Genomic DNA, 19,092 nt, shown 5'->3' with positions numbered 1-19,092 from the left:
CCGCCGCTTCGCAACCGGAGCTGGCGCCCTCGGTGCCGGTATCACCCGTTCTCGCCGTACCCCGGAAAGACGACGCCGCACCTTCGGCAGTCGTTTCTTCCCCGAACCCGCTCAGTGACGATGCGTCGCTCGTCGTCCCGAACGACGACGCCGTGGCTTCGACGGAAACGCCGGATTCGACGGATGCGGCCGATAACGACCTCTGGTCGCGCATCCGCAACGGTTTCCGGATCCCCAAGCTCGAGAGCCCGCTCATCGCTCAGCACGAGCGCTGGTTCACGGAGAACGCCGAGTTCCGCGAGGCGATGTTCGACCGGTCGAAACTTTACCTTTACTTCATCGTCGAGGAAGTCGAGAAGCGCGGCATGCCGATGGAAATCGCGCTCCTTCCCGCCATCGAAAGCGCCTATAAGCCGTACGCATATTCGCGCGCGAAGGCCAGCGGCTTGTGGCAGTTCATCCCTTCGACCGGCAAGCTCTACGGACTCAAGATGAACTGGTGGTACGACGGACGGAGGGACGTGATCGCCGCGACCCGGGCGGCGCTCGACTATCTTCAGAAGCTGCACGACGACTTCGACGGCGACTGGCATCTCGCCATCGCGGCGTACAACGCCGGCGAGGGGCGGGTGATGCGCGCGATCGACTGGAACCGCAAGAGAGGCCTCCCGACCACGTACGAGCACCTGCGCAAGCTCAAGCCCGAAACGAAGCACTACGTGCCGAAGCTCATGGCGATGGTCAATCTGGTCTCCGATCCGGCCAGGTACGGCGTAGCGCTGCCCGAAATCCCCAACGAGCCGTATTTCGTGAAGGTCGACGTGGGCTCGCAGGTCGATCTCGGCGTGATCGCCCGGTTGACCGACATGGAAGCGCAGGAGCTGCACTACATCAACGCCGGCTACATGCGCTGGGCGACCGATCCGGACGGGCCGCACCGCTTGCTCGTGCCGGTGGACAAGAAGGACGTGCTGCTCGCCGGCCTGAGCAGCCTGCCGGAGAAGGAACGCGTCCAGTGGCGCCATCACCAGGTCCGGCGCGGCGACACGCTGCATGGCATCGCGCGTCGCTACAACATCTCGGTGTCCGCCATCAAGACGGCAAACAAGCTGAGGACCAGCCTGCTGCGCGTCGGGCAATCGCTTCTGCTTCCGGTCTCGTCGAGCGCGCCGGCCGCAGGATCCGCTCGCGCGGCTCCCGTCCGCGCGGCGGCCCGCTCCGGCCAGCCCCTGATCCATCGCGTCCGCCGCGGCGACACGCTCTACGGTATCGCGCGTCGCTACAACGTGCTGGTGCAGCAGATCGCGGAGTGGAACGTGCTCGACCCGTCCGATGTCCTTCGCCTCGGCCAGAAGCTCAAGATCTTCCCGGCTTCGCGCCCCTCGGCACATCAGCAGCAGATCGCCCCGGTCTACGCCTGATCCCTTCCCGCCCGCTCGGGCGGCCATTCCGACCCGGTTTCCCGCGGTAGCGCGATCTTCGGCACGGCGGAAAGCAGTGCCTGCGTGTACTCGTGCCTGGGTCGCCCCAGTACGTCGTCGGCCGTTCCCTGTTCCACGATCCTGCCCCGATACATTACGGCGACCTCGTCGGCGAGGTACTCGACGACGGCCAGGTTGTGACTGATGAAGAGGTAGCTGAATCCCAGCTCGTCCTGGAGCCGCTTGAGCAGATTGAGGATCTGCGCCTGCACGGAAACGTCGAGTGCGCTCGTCGGCTCGTCACAGACGATGAGGCGCGGCTCGACGGCGAGCGCGCGGGCGATGCTGATGCGCTGGCGCTGCCCGCCCGAGAACTCGTGCGGATAGCGCGATCGGGCGCTCGCCGGAAGCCCGACGTGCTCCAGCAACTCCTCGACACGCGAGCGGATCGCCTTCGAAGAGCGCGCAATCCGTTGAGCACGCAGGCCCTCCTCGATGATCTCGCCCACCAGCATGCGCGGATCCAGTGAAGCGTAGGGATCCTGAAAGATAACCTGGAACTCGCGACGCAGCGGCCGAAGCCGGTGCTCGCGCAGCCGAGTCAGGTTTCGGCCGTCGTAGAACACCCGTCCCGCCGTCGGCCGGATCAGCTGCAGGACCGCCTTCCCCACGGTCGTCTTGCCGCTTCCCGACTCGCCCACGAGCGCGAGTGTCTGTCCGGGACGGATGACGAAAGACACCCCGTCCACGGCGCGCACGTGACCGACCGTGCGCTGCAGCACGCCGCGCCGGATGGGAAAGTGGACTTCGAGCGAGTCGACCTCGAGCAGCGGTTGCTCGCCTTTCGGCGCGGTTCGCACCGCCGGAGCGAGGCCCGTACCGCTCCTCTCGGAAGAAGACTCCGGTCGCGGAGCCCGGACATCGTGCAGATGACACCGCACGCCGTGACCCTGCTCCTCGAGCCAGAGCGGCCGCTCGGTCCTGCAGCGCTCCCATGCGTGCGGGCAGCGCTCCACGAACCGGCACCCGGGAAACTCCAGGGTCAACCGCGGCACGCTGCCGGCGATCACGGCGAGCGCCTCGCCCCGTTTCATCCTGGAAGGCAGGGAGCGAAACAGCTTGCGGGAGTACGGGTGCTTCGGCGCAGCGAAAAAACGATCGCGTGGTGCCGCCTCCACCACCTGGCCGGCGTACATGACCGCCACCTCGTCGGCCATCTCCGAAACGACGCCGAGGTCATGGGTAATCAGCAGAATGGCCGTCTGCGTCCGCTCCTGCAGCTCCTTGAGAAGGTGCAGGATCTGGGCCTGGGTCGTGACGTCGAGCGCGGTGGTCGGCTCGTCGGCGATCAGAAGGCTGGGTTCGGCGGCGAGCGCCATGGCGATCATCACGCGCTGCTTCATCCCTCCCGAAAGCTGGTGCGGCCAGGCGTCGTACCGCCTTTCGGCGTCGGGAATGCCGACCGATTCCAGAAGCTGGATCACCCGCCTCCGGGCCTGTCTTCGCGGCAATCCGGCCGGCAGGGCCTCGCGGATCTGGAGCCCGACCGGCAGCACCGGATTGAGCGAGGTCTGCGGCTCCTGGAAGATCGTCGCGATGCGCCGCCCGCGCACCCGCCGCATGGCGCGCTCCGGCAGCGCGAAGACGTCCTGCCCGTCGAGCCAGGCCTCGCCGGACACGATGCGCCCTGCCGGTTCGGGGACGAGCTGCAGAAGCGAGAGCGCCGTGATCGACTTGCCGCAGCCCGACTCCCCGAGCAGCGCCAGGGTCTGCCCGCGCTCGATCCGGAAGGAGACGCCGTCGACCGCGCGGACCACGCCTTCCGGGGTGTCGAACCAGGTCCTGAGATCCCGGACGTCCAGAAGCGGCCTGTTCACGGATCAGCGCCTCAGACGCGGGTCGAAGGCATCCCGCACCGCATCGGAAAACAGGTTCGCGGCGAGCACCAGGCCGAACATCGAAATGAACGCGGCCGCGAGGCTCCACCACACCATCGGCTCGCGCGCCATCTCCAGGCGCGCGCTGTTGATCATGTTGCCCCAGCTGTCCATGCTGGGATCCACGCCGACGCCGACGTACGACAGCACCGCCTCGGCCAGCACGAGGCCGCTGAAATCGAGCACCACCGTGATGAGCACGATGTGCATGACGTTCGGAAAAAGGTGGCGCGTCATGATCTGCAGCCGCCCCACGCCGAGGGCGCGCGCCGCCTCCACGTAGTCGATCTCCCGCAGCTTGAGCGTCTCGCCTCGAAGCAGGCGGCACAGGCTGGTCCAGCTCGTGATGCCGAGGATGATGCACAGGAACAGCAGCCGCGCGTCCGCCCGCTCGACCACCGTCGCGAACGACTCCGGGTGGTTGGCCATGTAGACCTGCAAGCTCAGGATCGCGGCCGCGATGAGCAGCACGCCCGGGATCGAGGACAGGGTCGTATAGACGTACTGGATGATGTCGTCCACCCATCCGCGAAGGTACCCGGCCATCACGCCGAGAAGCAGTGCGAACGGAAGCATCACGAGCGTCGTGAGGGTGCCGATCACGAGCCCGGTGCGCACGCTCTTCAGCGAGCGGTAGAATACGTCGATCCCGACCTGGTCGGTACCGAAGACGTGGTAATACGGCGCGAGCCGGACCAGAACGGCCGCGAGCAGAACCAGCACCCCCAGGGCTCCGAGTATAGTGCGCCAGGGTACCGAGGTGCCGCCGCGTGCCAGTCGACGAAGAGCCACGGCGTACGGCTCCCCTCCGCCCCGGTACGCCGCGACGAACGCCCCGACCAGAATCGCCCAGACGACGAGGCCCGAGACGAGCCCCATCGCGGTGCGCGCCAGAATGTCCGCGCCGCGGTCCGCCGGATCGTCGAGGTGAGCACCGCCGTGCGTCAGGCGGGGATAGATTCGTGCCGTCGTTCCATCGGCGCGCTCGACCGTCTCCTTGGTGTATGCCTGCGCCGCAAACGGCGCCGAGTAGGTGCGCTCGGTGCGCGAGCGCAACGGTTCGAGCACCACGTCCAGCACGCTCTTCACCTCGAACGAGTACCGCTCCTCCCGGTCGGGAAGGCGTTCGCGGAAGTGCACCGAATCCAGCAGCCCGATCGCGACGTAAGCCGCGAGCACGACCAACGCTCCCATCGCAAGCGGCCGACGTGCGACCTGCCGCCAGGGCGCGCGCAGGTGCTCGTGGCGCGAGGCGTACCAGCCGAACCCGGCCGCGGTGGCGATGAGCGCGTAGACCAGCACGTCGGTCCAGAGGAAGACGAGTTGGAAGGGCATGGTGATCAGTTCAGCCGCACCCGGGGATCGACGACGGTGTAGCTGAGATCCGTGAGGATCAGTCCGACGATGTAGAGCAACGAGCCGAGGAACACCATGGCGCGTACCCGCGCGAAATCCTGGGCGTGGATCGCCTCGATGGTGTAGCTCCCGAGCCCGGGGATACCGAAGAACGACTCCATGATCAGGCTGCCGATGAAGAGCAGCGGTATCACGACGACCACGCCCGTCAGAATCGGGATCATGGCGTTCTGCAGCACATGCCGGAACAGCACGCGCGGCTCCGACAGACCCTTGGCCCGCGCCGTACGCACGTAGTCCTTGTTGATCTCCTCCAGAAAGAACGTCCGGTAGAGCCGCGCGTGGGCGCCGATGCCGCTGACCACGCCGATGACGACCGGCAGCACGATGAACTTCACGGCGTTGGGCCCGCTGCCGTAGCCGGAAATCGGAACGAGGTTCAGGAGCTTTCCGACCAGGTACTGCCCGCCGATGACGTAGAACAGCGTCGAGATCGACATGAGCACCACGGCGAACACGATCCCCCAGGTGTCCAGGTACGTGCCGCGGAAGAACGCGAGCGTCATGGCGAAGGTGATGTAAACGAGAATGCCGACCAGAAACGTGGGCAGCGCGATCGCGAAGCTCGGCCACATGCGCGTGCGTATATCCGAGCCGATATCCCGCCCCTCGTCGGAGCGTCCGAAATCGAGCACGAAGAGCTTGAGCGAGTGCTGGTAGAAAATGGTGTCCGTCAGCTTCCGGGCCCCGGGCGCGCCGCCGTTGTACACCAGCGGCTTGTCGTAGCCGCGGTCCGCCTTCCACTTTTCGATTGCCTCGGGCGTCACGCGCTTCACCCCGAGATGAATGCGCGCCATGTCGTCCGGGCTGTTGACGAAGAAGAAGAGCGCGAAGGTGAGAAGATTCACGCCGAGCAGGATCGGCACCGCATAGAGCAACCGCCGGACAATGTAAGCGAGCATCAGGCGCTCCCGCCGGCGCGCTGGCTGCGCGCCTCGCGGCGCCGGTAGCTCACGACGGCGGGCACCCCGCTCGCGACGACCACGGCGAGCAGGGCCGCGACCGGCCAGACGACCGGCCGGTTCCATGCCTCGCGCAGCCCGGCGCGCTTCTCCGGCTCGATCCGCAGGTACTTGAGGGTGTTGTTCGCCATCTGGTTGGGCTTGGCGTTGTGCACCCAGGCGTGCTGCAAGGTGAAGGTCTTCGGGTGCAGCCCCCACGCCCACGGAGCGTCCTCCCGGACGACCTCGAGCATACGGTCGATGATCGCCTGCCTGGCCGGCCCGTTCTCCATGTTCTTCATGCGCTCGAAGAGCCGGTTGAACTCCGGGTTGTCGTAGTTCGAAGCGTTCTCGCCGTCGTGTCCCACCTTCTTGTTCGGGCCGTACAGCAGGAAAAAGAAGTTTTCCGGATCCGGGTAGTCCGCGTTCCAGCCCCATACGTAGAGCTGCGCATCGCCCTTGCGCATCTTCTCCTGGAAGCGGTTGTAGTCGGTCGCGCGGACGACGAGCTGGATGTTCAGCTCCCCGAGCTGCTTGCGCATCCAGTCCAGCTGCGCCTTGTCCTCGGGTCCGGTGGCGGCCGTGTCGTAATAAAGAACGAGGGGTCCGCCGGATTTGTCGTCCTGTCCGTTGGGATAGCCGGCCTCGGCGAGCAGTCGCCGGGCCGCGTCGATCGACTTGCGCTTCGGCTGCCCGTCCACCCAGTCGTACACGAACGGGTTGACGCCCTGCGGTCCTTCGCGGTACCCGAAGATGCCCGGCGGGAGCGGGCCCTGCGCGGCGATGCCGAGCCCGTTGCGGAAAATCGAGATGTACTCTTCGTAATCCACGGCGATCGAGATGGCCTGGCGCAGTTTTCGGGCGCGCTCCGTGTAGCCGCCGACGACGGAATCGAGCATGTTGAACCCGAGGTAGAACGTCGAGGTGTCGATCGACGTGACCAGGCGGACACCCCTCTCTTCCATCGACTCCGAGAGCGCGGCCTCGCCGCTTCCGGTAAACCGGATCGCCTGGTCGAACGCCTCGCGCAGGACCCCGGAGCGGTCGTAGTAACCCTGCAGGAACTTCGTCCAGTACGGGATGCTCTCCTTTTCGAGGCTGAACACCACCTTGTCGATAAACGGCAGGGGCCGTCCGGCGTCGGCGAGCAGGCCGGCGGCGTCGTCGGCGGGCTCACCGTCGGACGGATAACGCTCTTCGCGGTAGTTCGGATTACGCTCCAGCATCATCTGCCGGTTGGGGTCGTTCACCGTCAGCATGTAGGCCCCCGTTCCCACGGGGTACCAGTCGAGGGTGAGATTTCGTTCCGCCATGCCGGCCTGCGCGAAGAAACGGTCCGCCTCGGGCGCCATCGGGGCGAAGAAGGGCATGGCCATCCAGTAAAGGAACTGCGGGTACTTGCCGTGGACCCGCACGCGGTAGGTATAGCGGTCGACCTCCTCCGCTCCCGGCAGGGCGTACTTCGTGAGATCGATGTATGCGCCTCCCTTGCCGCCGGCGGAAAGCTCGCGTTGCGCGGCGCCGAGCGTCGTTGCGTATTCGCGCATGCCGACGATGTAGTCGGCCATCACGCTCAGGATCGGCGAGTGCAGGCGCGGGTGCGCGAGCCGCTTTATCTGGTAGACGTAGTCGGCCGCCGTCAGCTCCCGCGTCCCGGCTTTCTCGAAGTCCGCGACCGTACGAATGCGGGCGAGCTCTGCATGCGAAAGGTCGTGGTAGAGAAGCCGCCCCTGCGCGTCCCGGGCGAAGGCGGGATGCGGCTGGAAGTAAATACCCGGGCGAACACGGATTTCGTAGACGCTCTGAGAGATCGCGTCGGCCGGCGCGTCGTCCGGCAGGCGTCGCCCCCGGGCGTCAAGGTAGATGGGAATCGGCACCTCCGCCGCCGCCAGCGGTACGAGCTCGTACGGGCGCCTAAGATAGTGGTACTGGAACGGTGGCTCGTAGATCTGTGCGATGAACAGATACTCGTTTGCGTTGTAGGAACGCGCGGGATCGAGGTGTTTCGGGCGTTCGCGGAACGCCGCGTAGAGCGTATTCGCGGTCCGGTCGGCTTCCGGGTAGGGGTTGTTCCAGGCGCCGGAGACGGGCGGCGCCAGACCGATGAGCACGAGCAGGCCGAGCATGCACGCGCCCCGCCTTGGCCTTGCTCTTGCCTTCATCGCTGAGGGTCGGTCTGCGGCGTCCTGTCGGGCGCCGTCAATATACCAGATCGGTTCTGCCATCACCCTACGCGCAGTCCGCCCTCTTCACGTCGTCGGTGAATTTCGTTACTGTAACGCCGGTCCGCGCGCACCGGCCCGCGCCATCCCTCGCAATGCCTGGCCGGACAAACATGGAGAGCCGCATGGGATTCCTTGCCGGAAAGCGAGCGCTGATCGTCGGCGTCGCGAGCGAGCGTTCGATCGCCTGGGGTATCGCCAAGGCGATGCACCGCGAGGGAGCCACACTCGCATTCACGTACCAGAACGAAAAGCTCAAGGAGCGAGTCGAGAAGTACGCCTCGCAGCTCGGATCGGATCTCGTCCTGCCCTGCGACGTGGCCAGCGACGAGCAGATCGCCGACCTGTTCACCTCGCTGGGCAGATCCTGGGACGGCCTGGACATCCTCGTCCATTCGGTGGCCTTCGCGCCTCGCGAACAGCTCGAGGGGAACTTCGTCGATGCGGTCTCGCGTGACGGCTTCCGCGTCGCCCACGAAATCAGCGCTTACAGTTTCGCGGCGCTCGCCAAGGCCGGACGCCCGATGATGAAGGGCCGCAACGGCGCGCTACTGACACTGACCTACATCGGCGCCGAAAAGGCCATACCGAACTACAACGTGATGGGCCTGGCGAAGGCGAGCCTCGAATCGAGCGTGCGCTACCTGGCGCAAGCGCTCGGGCCGGAGGGCATTCGCGTCAACGCGATTTCCGCCGGACCGATCCGGACCCTCGCCGCCGCCGGCATCAACGACTTCAAGAAGCTGCTCGACTTCAACGACAGGACGGCGCCGCTCGGGCGCGGCGTCACCATCGACGAGGTCGGGAACGCGGCGGCGTTCCTCTGCTCCGACCTCGCGTCGGGCATCACCGGCGAAGTGACCTACGTCGACGGCGGCTTCAACGTGGTCGCGATCGGCCTCAACTACGCATAGAAGCGGAGCTGCCCGCTCCGGCCGGCGTCACAGCTGGTCGGAGTAGATCTTGACGTCCGCCTGGGCTCGAAGCCCGGCGCGGTAGTGCGCGTAGTAGTCGGCGCCGCGCCGTGAGAGCAGCTGACGCCGAACCTTCTCTTTCGCTTCCGCGTCGGCGTTTGCCGGGTCACCGTCGCGCGCCTGCTCGAGCGCGAACACGGCGTATCCCTGCGATCCAAGGTCGACCAGCCCGTGCACCGGACCGTCGGCGGGCCGCGGTGCCGCGAATGCCGCATTCACCAGCCGAGGATCCACGCCTCCGGTCTTGTCCCGGGTCACGACGCGGCCTGACTCCACGGTCGAGCCCAGTGGCCGGGCGAGGTCGGCGAGCGCCGCGCCTTTATCCAGCTTCGATACCCACTCGGCAGCCATAGCGCGGGCCTGCTCGCGCGCCTTCTGCTGCCTGAGCGTGCGTTCGATCGCCGCGCGCACGTCCGCAAGCGGTTTCAACGTTGCGGGACGATGGTCGATGACTCGCACCGCCACAAGCTGCTCGGGCGAAAGGTCGATCGCATCGCTGTTGCGCGATCGGGCCAATACCTCGGGCTCGAAGGCGGCCTCCGCGAAGCGCGGGTTGGCCGCCATACCGGTCCCGCCCGCGCGGCTGAACCACCCCGTAGTGCGCACCTCGAGACCCAACGCCTGGGCGGCCGGTTGGAGCCCATCAGGGTGTTCGTAGACGAGGTTGCGGAAGCGCTCGGAAAGCTCGAGGAACCGCTCCTCGCCCTTCCTCGCCCGCACCTGCTCGGCGAGATCCTTGCGGACTTCGGCGAACGCCTTGCGCTTCTCGGGCGTCATGGAAACGAGCTTCACGATGTGAAATCCGAAGCGCGTCCGCACGGGGGGGCTTGTTTCACCTGGCTTGAGCGCGGAAACGGCCGCCTCGAGGTCGGGCGGTAGGAGCCCGGGAGCGATGTCGCCCAGATCGCCGCCGCGGGCGGCCGTGGCCGGGTCTTCGGAGCGCTTCTTCGCGACCGCCGCGAAATCGACCCCCGAAGCCAGCTCCTTCGCGATCGCCTCCGCGCGTTCCCGAGCCGCCTGCACCGTCGCGTCTTCGGCGCCCTCGGGCAGCTTCACCAGGATATGGCTCGCCCTTCGGCGGGCGGGAGTGACATATCTCGCCGCATCGGCCTCGTACTGCTGCCGCAAGTCCTCTTCGGTCGGCTGATACTGCTTGCCCACCTCGGCGGCCGACAACAGGACATACTCCGCGCGCACCTCCTCGGTCGTGCGGAACGCCTCCTGGTTGGCGTCGTAATAGTCGGCGATTTCCGAATCGCTCGGCTGGACAGTCTTGCCGAAGCTTTCGGGAACGATCACGGCATAAGACAAGCGACGTTCCTGCCGCAGGAGCCGCAGCACGCGGGCAACGTCGTCCTCGGTCACGAAGGCCGTCTCGCTGAGCCCGCGTTGGACCTGTCCCGCCAGGCTCTCGTTTCGCAGCCGGGACTCGAACTCGGCCGCGAAGATGCCCTCACGCCGGAGAATCGCTTCGTACAGCGCCGGATCAAACCGGCCATCCCGCTGAAAATACGGAATATCGCGCACGAGCCGACCCAGCCGGGAGTCGCTCACCCGATACCCCTGCTCGTGCGCCTCGTCGATCAACAGCGTCTGGCTGACCAGACTCTCGACCACGAGCTCGCGGAAGGCAGGGTTCTCGGCGCGGCGCGGGTCCGCCCCGCGGATATCCTCGAGCGCGCGACGGTAGGCCTGCTGACTGATCTCCGTGCCGTTGACCTTCGCCACGGCAAGCGATCCGCCGGCCTCGAAATAGGAGCTCACGCCCCACAGGATGAACGGAATGGCGACGAACGCGAGAATCAGGCTCGCGATAATGCCTTGGGTCTTCTCTCGTATCTTGGCGAGCATGGGCGGAATACTAACGGGGGCAGTCGGGACTTCGCAATTCGACCGTGGGGCGAGGATCGATCCTCGCCCCGGGAGAGTTGGCGGAGCGGACGGGACTCGAACCCGCGACCCCCGGCGTGACAGGCCGGTATTCTAACCGACTGAACTACCGCTCCGTACAAACCTGCCGCTCTCGCTTCGCGAGTCGGCGACATCTGGTGGGTGCTGAGGGGTTCGAACCCCCGGCCTTCGCCTTGTAAGGGCGACGCTCTACCAACTGAGCTAAGCACCCGGGGGAGGCACCCCTCCGCAAAGGCGCGCTAGTTTAAGGCATCGGTCCCGCCTTGGCTACCTGGACGAAGACAAAAAAACGGCCGGGGCGCCCCCGGCCGTCTTCGTCAACGAGCGGCTAGTGCGTGGTGACCGGATTCGCGACCTCCGGCTCCGGTTCCTTTGCCGCTCCTTCGACGGGTTTTTCCTCGACCGGCTGGGGCGCACGCTCCAGCGCGGCCTCGAGAACCTGGTCGACCCACCGCACGGGTTTGATCTCGAGCCGATCCCGGATGTTCTTCGGGATGTCCGCCAGGTCCTTGCGGTTCTCCTCCGGAATCAGCACGGTCTTGATGTTGCCGCGATGCGCCGCCAGCAGCTTCTCCTTCAGGCCGCCGATCGGCAGCACCTCCCCGCGGAGCGTAATCTCGCCCGTCATCGCCACCTCCGCGCGTACCGGAATCCCGGTGAGCGCAGAGACAATCGCGGTGCACATGGCGATGCCTGCGCTCGGCCCGTCCTTCGGCGTCGCGCCTTCCGGCACGTGCACGTGGAAGTCGTGCTTCTGGTAGAAATCGGCGTCGATGCCGAGCCGGGCGGCGCGCGCCCGCACCACCGTCATCGCGGCGGAGATCGACTCCTGCATCACGTCGCCGAGCTTGCCGGTGAACGTCGTGCGACCCTTGCCCGGCACGATGGCGGCCTCGATGGTGAGCAGCTCTCCGCCGACCTCGGTCCACGCGAGCCCGGTGACCTGCCCGACCTGGTTCTCCTCCTCGGCGACGCCGTAGCGGAAGCGACGGACGCCGAGATATTTGTCCAGCGTGCGCGGCGTCACGGTCACGCGCTTCTCCTCGCGCTGCAGCAGCAGGTCCTTCGCGACCTTGCGGCAGACCTTGGAGATCTCCCGCTCGAGATTGCGCACGCCCGCCTCGCGCGTGTAGTAGCGGATGATGTCGCGTATCGCGTTTTCGGTCAGCGTGAGCTCGTCGTCCTTGAGGCCGTTGTTCTTGAGCTGCTTCGGGACGAGATACTTCACCGCGATATTGAGCTTCTCGTCCTCGGTGTAGCCCGACAGCCGGATGACCTCCATGCGATCGAGCAGCGGCGGCGGGATGTTCAGCGTGTTCGCCGTCGCAACGAACATGACGTCGGAAAGGTCGTAGTCGACCTCCAGATAGTGGTCGTTGAAGGCGTGGTTCTGCTCGGGATCGAGCACCTCGAGCAGCGCGGAGCTCGGGTCGCCCCGGAAGTCCATCGCCATCTTGTCCACTTCGTCGAGCATGAAGAGCGGGTTGCGCACCTTCACCTTCGACATGTTCTGGATGAGCTTGCCCGGCAGCGAACCGATGTACGTGCGCCGGTGCCCGCGGATCTCCGCCTCGTCGCGCACGCCACCCAGCGACATGCGGACGAACTTGCGGTTGGTCGCGCGGGCGATCGACTGACCCAGCGAGGTCTTGCCCACGCCCGGCGGACCGACGAGGCACAGGATCGGGCCCTTCAGCTTCTCGACGCGCTGCTGCACCGCGAGGTACTCGAGAATGCGCTCCTTGACCTTCTCGAGTCCGTAATGATCGTTCTCCAGAATCTCCGAGGCCTTCTTGAGATCCTTCTGGATCTTGCTCCGCTTCTTCCACGGCACGTTCACGAGCCAGTCGATGTAGTTGCGCACGACCGTCGCCTCCGCGGACATGGGCGACATCATCCGCAGCTTCTTCAGCTCGGCCTCGGCCTTTTCCCGCGCTTCCTTGGGCATGCCCGCCTTGGCGATCTTCTTCGCGAGCTCCTCGGCCTCGTTCGGGCCGTCCTCCATCTCGCCCAGCTCCTTCTGGATCGCCTTCATCTGCTCGTTCAGGTAGTACTCGCGCTGGCTCTTCTCCATCTGGCGCTTGACGCGCCCGCGGATGCGCTTCTCGACCTGCAGCAGGTCGATCTCCGTCTCCATGACGGCCAGAATTTTCTCGAGGCGGTCGCGCACGCTCTGGATCTCGAGAATCTGCTGCTTCTCCTCGATCTTGAGCGAGAGGTGCGCCGCTATGGTATCGGCGAGCCGGCCCGGGTCGTCGATCCCGGCGAGCGACGTCAGGATCTCGGGCGGGATTTTCATGTTCAGCTTGACGTACTGATCGAACTCGGTCAGCACCGAGCGCATCAGCGCCTCGCCCTCGCGGTCGGCGACCGGCTCCGCTTCGAGCTGGGCCGTCACCGCCGAGAAATGGTCGTCGGTTTCGACGTAGTGCTGGAGCACCGCCCGGCGCTCGCCCTCCACCAGCACCTTCACCGTGCCATCGGGCAGCTTGAGGAGCTGCAGGATGCTGGCGACCGTGCCGATCGTGTGGATGGCCTCGGGGGTCGGATCGTCGTCCGAGGCGCTCTTCTGGGCGACCAGCATGATCTGCTTGCCGGACTCCATGGCCAGCTCGAGAGCCCGGATCGACTTGCGCCGTCCGACGAAAAGCGGGATGACCATGTGAGGAAAGACCACGACATCCCGCAGAGGCAGCACGGGCAGGGTGGTCTCCGTGCCGGGGATGATCTTGGGGAGGACCTTTTCCAGGGGCTTATCAGTCATCTGATGGGCTAGGTCTCGGTTGGGCCCGGAGGCGGGCGGAGTGGATGAGGGATCTAAAACAAGTTTGGAACCAAAGTGCGGCTATTGCAACCGGATTTCAAGTGCGCGACGAAAGGCCACGATCACACGACGAGCGCCGCGTTTCATTGACAGGTGTCAAAAAAAAGCCCCGCTTGCGGCGGGGCTCGGACCGCGTGTCACGCTTAAAAGCGTCAGGGGCTCGACGATGCGCGCTTCTTGCCATGGTCGTCGTCCTCCGCGTAGATGAGCAGCGGCTTGGCCGATTCTGTGATCGTGTTCGCCTCGACCACGACCTTCTTCACGCCCTCGAGCGAGGGCAACTCGAACATGATGTCGAGCAGGCAGCGCTCGAGTATGGAACGCAGGCCGCGCGCTCCGGTCTTGCGCTCCATGGCCCGCCGCGCCACGGCGATCAGCGCCTCCTCGCGGATCTCGAGCTCCACGCCCTCGAACTTGAGCAGCCTCTGATACTGCTTCGCGAGCGCGTTCTTCGGCTCGGTCAGGATCTGGATCAGCGCCGCCTCGTCGAGCTCGTCGAGAATCGCGACGACCGGCAGCCGGCCCACGAACTCTGGAATCAGACCGTACTTGATCAGGTCTTCCGGCTCGACGTGCCGGAGCACCTCACCGACAGCGCGTTGGCTCGCGCGCGAGCGGATCTCCGCGCTGAAGCCCATCCCGGTCTTCTCGGTCCGGTTCTGGATGATCTTCTCCAGCCCGGCGAACGCGCCGCCGCAGATGAACAGGATGTTGCCGGTGTCGACCTGCAGGAACTCCTGCTGCGGGTGCTTGCGCCCGCCCTGGGGCGGCACCGAGGCGATCGTGCCCTCGATGAGCTTCAGGAGCGCCTGCTGCACACCCTCGCCCGACACGTCGCGCGTGATCGACGGGTTCTCGCTCTTGCGCGAGATCTTGTCGATCTCGTCGATGTAGACGATGCCCTTCTGGGCCTTCTCGACGTCGTAGTCGCACTTCTGAAGGAGCTTCTGGATGATGTTCTCGACGTCCTCGCCGACATAACCCGCCTCGGTGAGCGTCGTGGCGTCGGCGATCGTGAACGGAACATTGAGCAGCCGGGCCAGAGTCTCGGCGAGCAGCGTCTTGCCGGAGCCCGTAGGCCCGATCATCAGGATGTTGCTCTTCGAGAGCTCGACGTCGCCCGTCCGCGGCTCGTGCTCGATACGCTTGTAGTGGTTGTAGACCGCGACCGAGAGGATCTTCTTCGCGTCCGACTGACCGATCACGTACTCGTCGAGGATCTGGTAGATCTCCCGCGGCGTCGGAAACTTCTTCTTCGCCTGGGCGGCGTTCTTCTCTTCCTGGACTTCCTCGCGAATGATGTCGTTGCAAAGCTCGACGCATTCGTCGCAGACGAACACCGACGGGCCGGCGATGAGCTTGCGAACCTCGTGCTGGCTCTTGCCGCAGAACGAGCAGTACAGGAGCTTCTCGCCCTTGCCGTCGCCCCGGGTGTGATTGTCGTCCGCCATGCCTACGACCTCGACCTCAAGAAGAATGCCCCAAAGATGCCCCTTCCCACCGGAAACTGCAAGTTCTACCTCTTATATAGCATAGCGGCGGAAGTTCACCCACATTAAGTACGCTTTTCGATGACGGCGTCGACCAGCCCGAATTTGACCGCCTCGTCGCCGTCCATGAAGTAGTCGCGGTCGGTGTCGTCGCGGATCTGCTCCATCGTTCGGCCAGTATGTTTGACCAGGATCTGATTCAGCCGTTCGCGCACGCGCAGGATTTCGCGCGCGTGAATGTCGATATCGGTCGCCTGACCCTGAAAACCGCCCATCGGCTGATGCACCATCATGCGCGCGTGCGGAAGTGCGAAGCGTTTGCCCTTCGTGCCGCCCGCGAGCAGCAGCGCGCCCATGCTCGCCGCCTGGCCGATGCACACCGTGGAGACGTCAGGCTTGATGAACTGCATGGTGTCGTAGATGGCGAGGCCGGCGTTTACCGCGCCGCCGGGCGAGTTGATGTACAGATGAATGTCCTTGTCGGGATTCTCCGACTCGAGGAAAAGCAGCTGCGCCACAACGAGATTCGCCATGTGGTCCTCGACCGGACCCACCAGGAACACCACGCGCTCCTTGAGCATGCGCGAGTAGATGTCGTAAGCCCGTTCGCCCCGCCCCGTGGTCTCGATCACCATGGGAATCAGACCGAGCGCCTGCGCCTCCTGGGCGCCGCCGTACCGCAATTCGTTCATGCTCATGCTGGAATATGCACCTCTAATCGATCGAAACGTCCATCTTCAGAAGCTCCTGGAAACCCGCCGGTGCGTCGCGCACCTGTGCGGTCGCCAACAGCTCCTCCACCACCCGTTCCTCCATCACCGTCGACTCGATTTCGCCGAGGCGCTCGGGGTCCGCGTAGTACCACTCCACGAACTTCTCCGGCGCATCGTAATCCTGGGCCATCTCCTGCACCCGGGCCCGTACCCGGGCGGGATCGGGCTTGATCCCGCGCGCGCGAACGATCTCCGCCAGAATCAGCCCGAGCGCCACGCGTACCGTCGCCCGCTTACGATAAAGCTCGTCGTCGGCACCTTCCGCAACCGGCGGAGTGCCGGCGCCGCGCATGGCCTCGGCGATGCGTTTCATCCGGTCGATTTCTGCGGCGACCAGGCTTGCGGGTGTCTCCATCGGGTTCGCCCGCAACAGTGCCTGCATGACGTTGCGGCGCAGCACCGCTCGCACGCGCCCGGCCGCTTCACGCTCGAGATTCGCTTTCACCTCGGCGCGCAGCTTCTCGACGCCGCCGTCCTGGACGCCCAGCGCCTTCGCGAACTCCTCGTCCACGGCGGGCGGTACGGGTTCCGCGACTTCGTTCACCTTGACCTCGAACTGCACCGTCTTGCCGGCCAGCGGAGCGTGCCGATAGTCGCTCGGAAACGCGACCGGGACTTCCCGGCTTTCCCCCGTCTTGGCGCCGATGAGTCCGTCTTCGAGGCCCGAGACGAAGGTCCCGCTCCCCAGCACGACGGTCGCATTCTGACCCTTCGCACCCTCCACCTCGGCGCCGTCCAGGCGCCCCACAAAGTCGATCATCAACCGGTCGCCACGCTGCGCCGCCCGGTCGGTCGGGTTCCAGGTCACGCGCTGCTGACGCAGCGTCTCGATCGTCCGCTCCACGTCCTCGTCGGCGATGCCGACGCTCGGCCGCTCGATCTCGACCCCCGCCAGATCCAGCTTGCGAACCTCGGGGAATACCTCGAACTCCGCCGTGTACTCGAAACTCTGGCCCCGGGCGAGCGGCTTGTGACGGATTCGCGTGCCACCGGCGAGCTTGAGCCCCTGCGTCCCGATCGCCTCGCGGAGCGTGGTCTCGATCAGGTCGCCCGCTACCTCCTCGAGCAGCTTGCCCCCATACCGCGCCTCTACCACTTTCGTCGGCACCTTGCCCGGACGAAATCCGGGAAGCTTCACCTGCCGCGACAGGCGGTTGAGCCGCTCGGCGAAGGCCTGCTCGAACTGCTCGGCCGGGACGGCCACCGTAAGACGCCTCCCCAGGGTCCCAATGCTTTCGACGGATACCTGCATCTCTGCTTTCTCTCGCTTATGCTTTTGCTGCCCGTATTCCGGCCGATCCTACCGTTTTGACCCCAGCCGGCCAAGGATTGGTGCGAATGGGGAGACTCGAACTCCCATGGGTTTCCCCACTGGATCCTAAGTCCAGCGCGTCTACCAGTTCCGCCACATTCGCCCGCGCCCGCTTCCTTATTAGATCACGATTGCGGCCGAACGGTGGGGACACGAGGGCGAGGCCCCGTGGGGGCCCCGTAACCGGGTAGCGGGAAAATGGTGGGCCGTCCAGGGCTCGAACCTGGGACCCGCTGATTAAGAGTCAGCTGCTCTACCAACTGAGCTAACGGCCCGTGCTGCTGAGGAGGCGTAGAACGAAACGCGGTGGTGCGGCCTCAGCGCCGCATCCTCCCGGAGGGACACGACTGGGGTGAGCGATGGGACTCGAACCCACGACAACCGGAATCACAATCCGGGACTCTAACCAACTGAGCTACGCTCACCATTTGCGGCGACATTATAACGTACGCCTGTATCGCCGCCGAGCGTCCACCAAAACGGCGGGCCGGCTGCTCGCCCTTGCCCCGGAACGGCTGGACTGGCGCGCCCGACAGGAATCGAACCTGTAACCCCCAGCTTAGAAGGCTGGTGCTCTATCCGCTTGAGCTACGGGCGCCTGCAGACGAATCGTCGACCAGGCGCCCACGGCTTGCAAGATGGTCGGGGTAGAGGGATTTGAACCCCCGACACCCTGCTCCCAAAGCAGGTGCGCTACCAGGCTGCGCTATACCCCGTCGGGGCCGTTACCGGCCCGGGTGGTGCTGCGCCCGTCGCGACCGACCCAATGTCACCGGCGTCGCCGGGCTGCTCGGTTGATTGCTCGAACCCGGCTCGGTGACCTACCGGCCGGCTCGCCGCTCCCCGGCGGCGAGCGCGGAACTATACGCACGGCCCCTGAGAGCGTCAACGAGCCCGACCGCGTGCTTGGCGGCTCCCGGCGTGCATGCGATCATGCGTGCCCTTTGAGCGGGGACTTCCCATCTTGAGCGCGCACGTGATCGACGGAAAGCGCATTGCCGCTGCCCTTCGAACCGGCATCAAGGCGCGGGTCGAAGCGCGCCTCGCAGCCGGCCGGCGCGCACCCGGCCTCGCGGTGATCCTCGTCGGCCGGGATCCCGCCTCCGAGGTCTACGTGCGTAACAAGCGTCGGGCCTGCGACGAGGTCGGCATGCTTTCGTTCTCCTACGATCTCCCGTCCAGCACGAGCGAGCGCGACCTGCTCGCGCTCGTCGACGAACTCAACGGCCGCGGCGATGTCGACGGAATCCTCGTTCAGCTGCCCCTGCCGCCGCAGATCAGCGCCGACGCGGTAATCGAACGGATCGATCCCGCCAAGGATGTCGACGGCTTCCACGCCTGCAACATGGGTCGCCTGGTGCTCCGCAAGCCGCGGCTTCGTCCCTGCACGCCCTGGGGTGTCATGCGGCTGCTCGAGAGCACCGGCATGCCGCTCCGCGGCAAGCACGCAGTCGTGGTCGGCGCCTCGAATCATGTGGGCCGCCCCATGGCCCTCGAACTGCTCCTCGCCGGCTGCACGGTCACCGTCTGCCACAGCGCGACCCGGAACCTCGCCGAACACGTGGGACGCGCGGAAGTGCTCGTCGTCGCCGTGGGGCGACCCGGCCTCGTCAAGGGGGATTGGATCAGACCGGGCGCGATCGTCGTCGACATCGGCATCAACCGCATGCCGGACGGAAAGTTCAGCGGCGACGTCGAGTTCGAGCGCGCGCGTGCACGCGCGTCCTGGATCACCCCCGTGCCGGGCGGGGTCGGCCCCATGACGGTCGCCACGCTCCTGTCGAATACCCTCGAAGCCGCCGAACACGCCGGGCGCTGATCCGCCCTGTGCTAACATAGCCGCGCGGTATCGTTTTCCGCCCCGCTCGCGT

The 19,092-nt window shown here is 65.8% G+C and carries 12 protein-coding genes and 7 tRNA genes; 3 read left to right on the top strand and 16 right to left on the bottom strand.

The annotated features are described in order from the left end of the window. Window positions 1-152 precede the first annotated feature (152 nt). Window positions 153-1,421 carry a LysM peptidoglycan-binding domain-containing protein gene (locus SVA_RS06405; protein WP_169923990.1) on the top strand — a complete coding sequence of 423 codons (1,269 nt, stop codon included), beginning with the start codon at window positions 153-155 and terminating at the stop codon, window positions 1,419-1,421. Here the strand turns inward: SVA_RS06405 and SVA_RS06400 are convergent. The 4 genes from SVA_RS06400 to SVA_RS06385 are packed head-to-tail and all read right to left on the bottom strand — an operon-like array spanning window position 1,412 to window position 7,841. Next, on the bottom strand, window positions 1,412-3,298 hold the full coding sequence (locus SVA_RS06400) for an ABC transporter ATP-binding protein (RefSeq protein ID WP_096460418.1): 1,887 nt from the start codon (window positions 3,296-3,298) through the stop codon (window positions 1,412-1,414). The genes SVA_RS06405 and SVA_RS06400 overlap by 10 nt on opposite strands. A 3-nt stretch (window positions 3,299-3,301) precedes the next feature. Then, window positions 3,302-4,693 carry an ABC transporter permease gene (locus tag SVA_RS06395; protein WP_096460416.1) on the bottom strand — a complete coding sequence of 464 codons (1,392 nt, stop codon included), beginning with the start codon at window positions 4,691-4,693 and terminating at the stop codon, window positions 3,302-3,304. A gap of 5 nt (window positions 4,694-4,698) precedes the next feature. After that, window positions 4,699-5,676, bottom strand: a complete 978-nt coding sequence (locus tag SVA_RS06390) for an ABC transporter permease (RefSeq protein ID WP_096460414.1) — start codon at window positions 5,674-5,676, stop codon at window positions 4,699-4,701. After that, window positions 5,676-7,841 (bottom strand): ABC transporter substrate-binding protein, encoded by a 2,166-nt coding sequence (locus tag SVA_RS06385; protein ID WP_197703392.1) that lies wholly within the window; start codon window positions 7,839-7,841, stop codon window positions 5,676-5,678. The genes SVA_RS06390 and SVA_RS06385 overlap by 1 nt, the downstream gene beginning before the upstream one ends. 221 nt (window positions 7,842-8,062) lie before the next feature. Here SVA_RS06385 and SVA_RS06380 point away from each other — a divergent pair, with 221 nt between their 5' ends. Further along, on the top strand, window positions 8,063-8,851 hold the full coding sequence (locus SVA_RS06380) for an enoyl-ACP reductase FabI (RefSeq protein ID WP_096462846.1): 789 nt from the start codon (window positions 8,063-8,065) through the stop codon (window positions 8,849-8,851). 27 nt (window positions 8,852-8,878) lie between these two features. On the opposite strand, the gene SVA_RS06375 is transcribed toward SVA_RS06380, so the two are convergent. The 12 genes from SVA_RS06375 to SVA_RS06320 form a co-directional block, all read right to left on the bottom strand. Beyond that, complete coding sequence (locus SVA_RS06375; protein ID WP_096460410.1) at window positions 8,879-10,762, bottom strand: SurA N-terminal domain-containing protein; 1,884 nt, start codon at window positions 10,760-10,762, stop codon at window positions 8,879-8,881. Window positions 10,763-10,840: 78 nt separating this feature from the next. Continuing rightward, window positions 10,841-10,917 (bottom strand) — tRNA-Asp (locus tag SVA_RS06370). 40 nt (window positions 10,918-10,957) lie between these two features. Beyond that, window positions 10,958-11,033: transfer RNA gene (locus SVA_RS06365), tRNA-Val, on the bottom strand. A 117-nt stretch (window positions 11,034-11,150) separates the two neighbouring features. After that, window positions 11,151-13,586 carry an endopeptidase La gene (gene lon, locus SVA_RS06360; protein ID WP_096460408.1) on the bottom strand — a complete coding sequence of 812 codons (2,436 nt, stop codon included), beginning with the start codon at window positions 13,584-13,586 and terminating at the stop codon, window positions 11,151-11,153. A gap of 212 nt (window positions 13,587-13,798) precedes the next feature. Beyond that, window positions 13,799-15,097 (bottom strand): ATP-dependent Clp protease ATP-binding subunit ClpX, encoded by a 1,299-nt coding sequence (gene clpX / locus SVA_RS06355; protein WP_096460406.1) that lies wholly within the window; start codon window positions 15,095-15,097, stop codon window positions 13,799-13,801. A gap of 104 nt (window positions 15,098-15,201) precedes the next feature. After that, window positions 15,202-15,828 carry an ATP-dependent Clp endopeptidase proteolytic subunit ClpP gene (gene clpP, locus SVA_RS06350; protein WP_096462845.1) on the bottom strand — a complete coding sequence of 209 codons (627 nt, stop codon included), beginning with the start codon at window positions 15,826-15,828 and terminating at the stop codon, window positions 15,202-15,204. A 22-nt stretch (window positions 15,829-15,850) separates the two neighbouring features. Continuing rightward, window positions 15,851-17,161: a trigger factor gene (gene tig / locus SVA_RS06345; protein WP_096460404.1), complete on the bottom strand. Its 1,311-nt coding sequence runs from the start codon at window positions 17,159-17,161 to the stop codon at window positions 15,851-15,853. A gap of 78 nt (window positions 17,162-17,239) precedes the next feature. Further along, window positions 17,240-17,324, bottom strand: a tRNA-Leu gene (locus tag SVA_RS06340). 96 nt (window positions 17,325-17,420) lie between these two features. Next, a tRNA-Lys gene (locus SVA_RS06335) sits at window positions 17,421-17,496 on the bottom strand. A 73-nt stretch (window positions 17,497-17,569) separates the two neighbouring features. Further along, a tRNA-His gene (locus SVA_RS06330) sits at window positions 17,570-17,646 on the bottom strand. Window positions 17,647-17,742: 96 nt separating this feature from the next. Further along, window positions 17,743-17,819, bottom strand: a tRNA-Arg gene (locus SVA_RS06325). 41 nt (window positions 17,820-17,860) lie between these two features. After that, window positions 17,861-17,937 (bottom strand) — tRNA-Pro (locus SVA_RS06320). A gap of 248 nt (window positions 17,938-18,185) precedes the next feature. Between SVA_RS06320 and folD the strand changes: the two genes are divergently transcribed. After that, on the top strand, window positions 18,186-19,040 hold the full coding sequence (folD, locus tag SVA_RS06315) for a bifunctional methylenetetrahydrofolate dehydrogenase/methenyltetrahydrofolate cyclohydrolase FolD (protein WP_096460402.1): 855 nt from the start codon (window positions 18,186-18,188) through the stop codon (window positions 19,038-19,040). Window positions 19,041-19,092 lie beyond the last annotated feature (52 nt).

The sequence above is a fragment of the Sulfurifustis variabilis genome (assembly GCF_002355415.1).
GTDB lineage: Bacteria > Pseudomonadota > Gammaproteobacteria > Acidiferrobacterales > Sulfurifustaceae > Sulfurifustis > Sulfurifustis variabilis.
The sequence above is the reverse complement of the archived record's forward strand: the minus strand, read 5'-3'. Positions and strand labels throughout refer to the sequence as shown.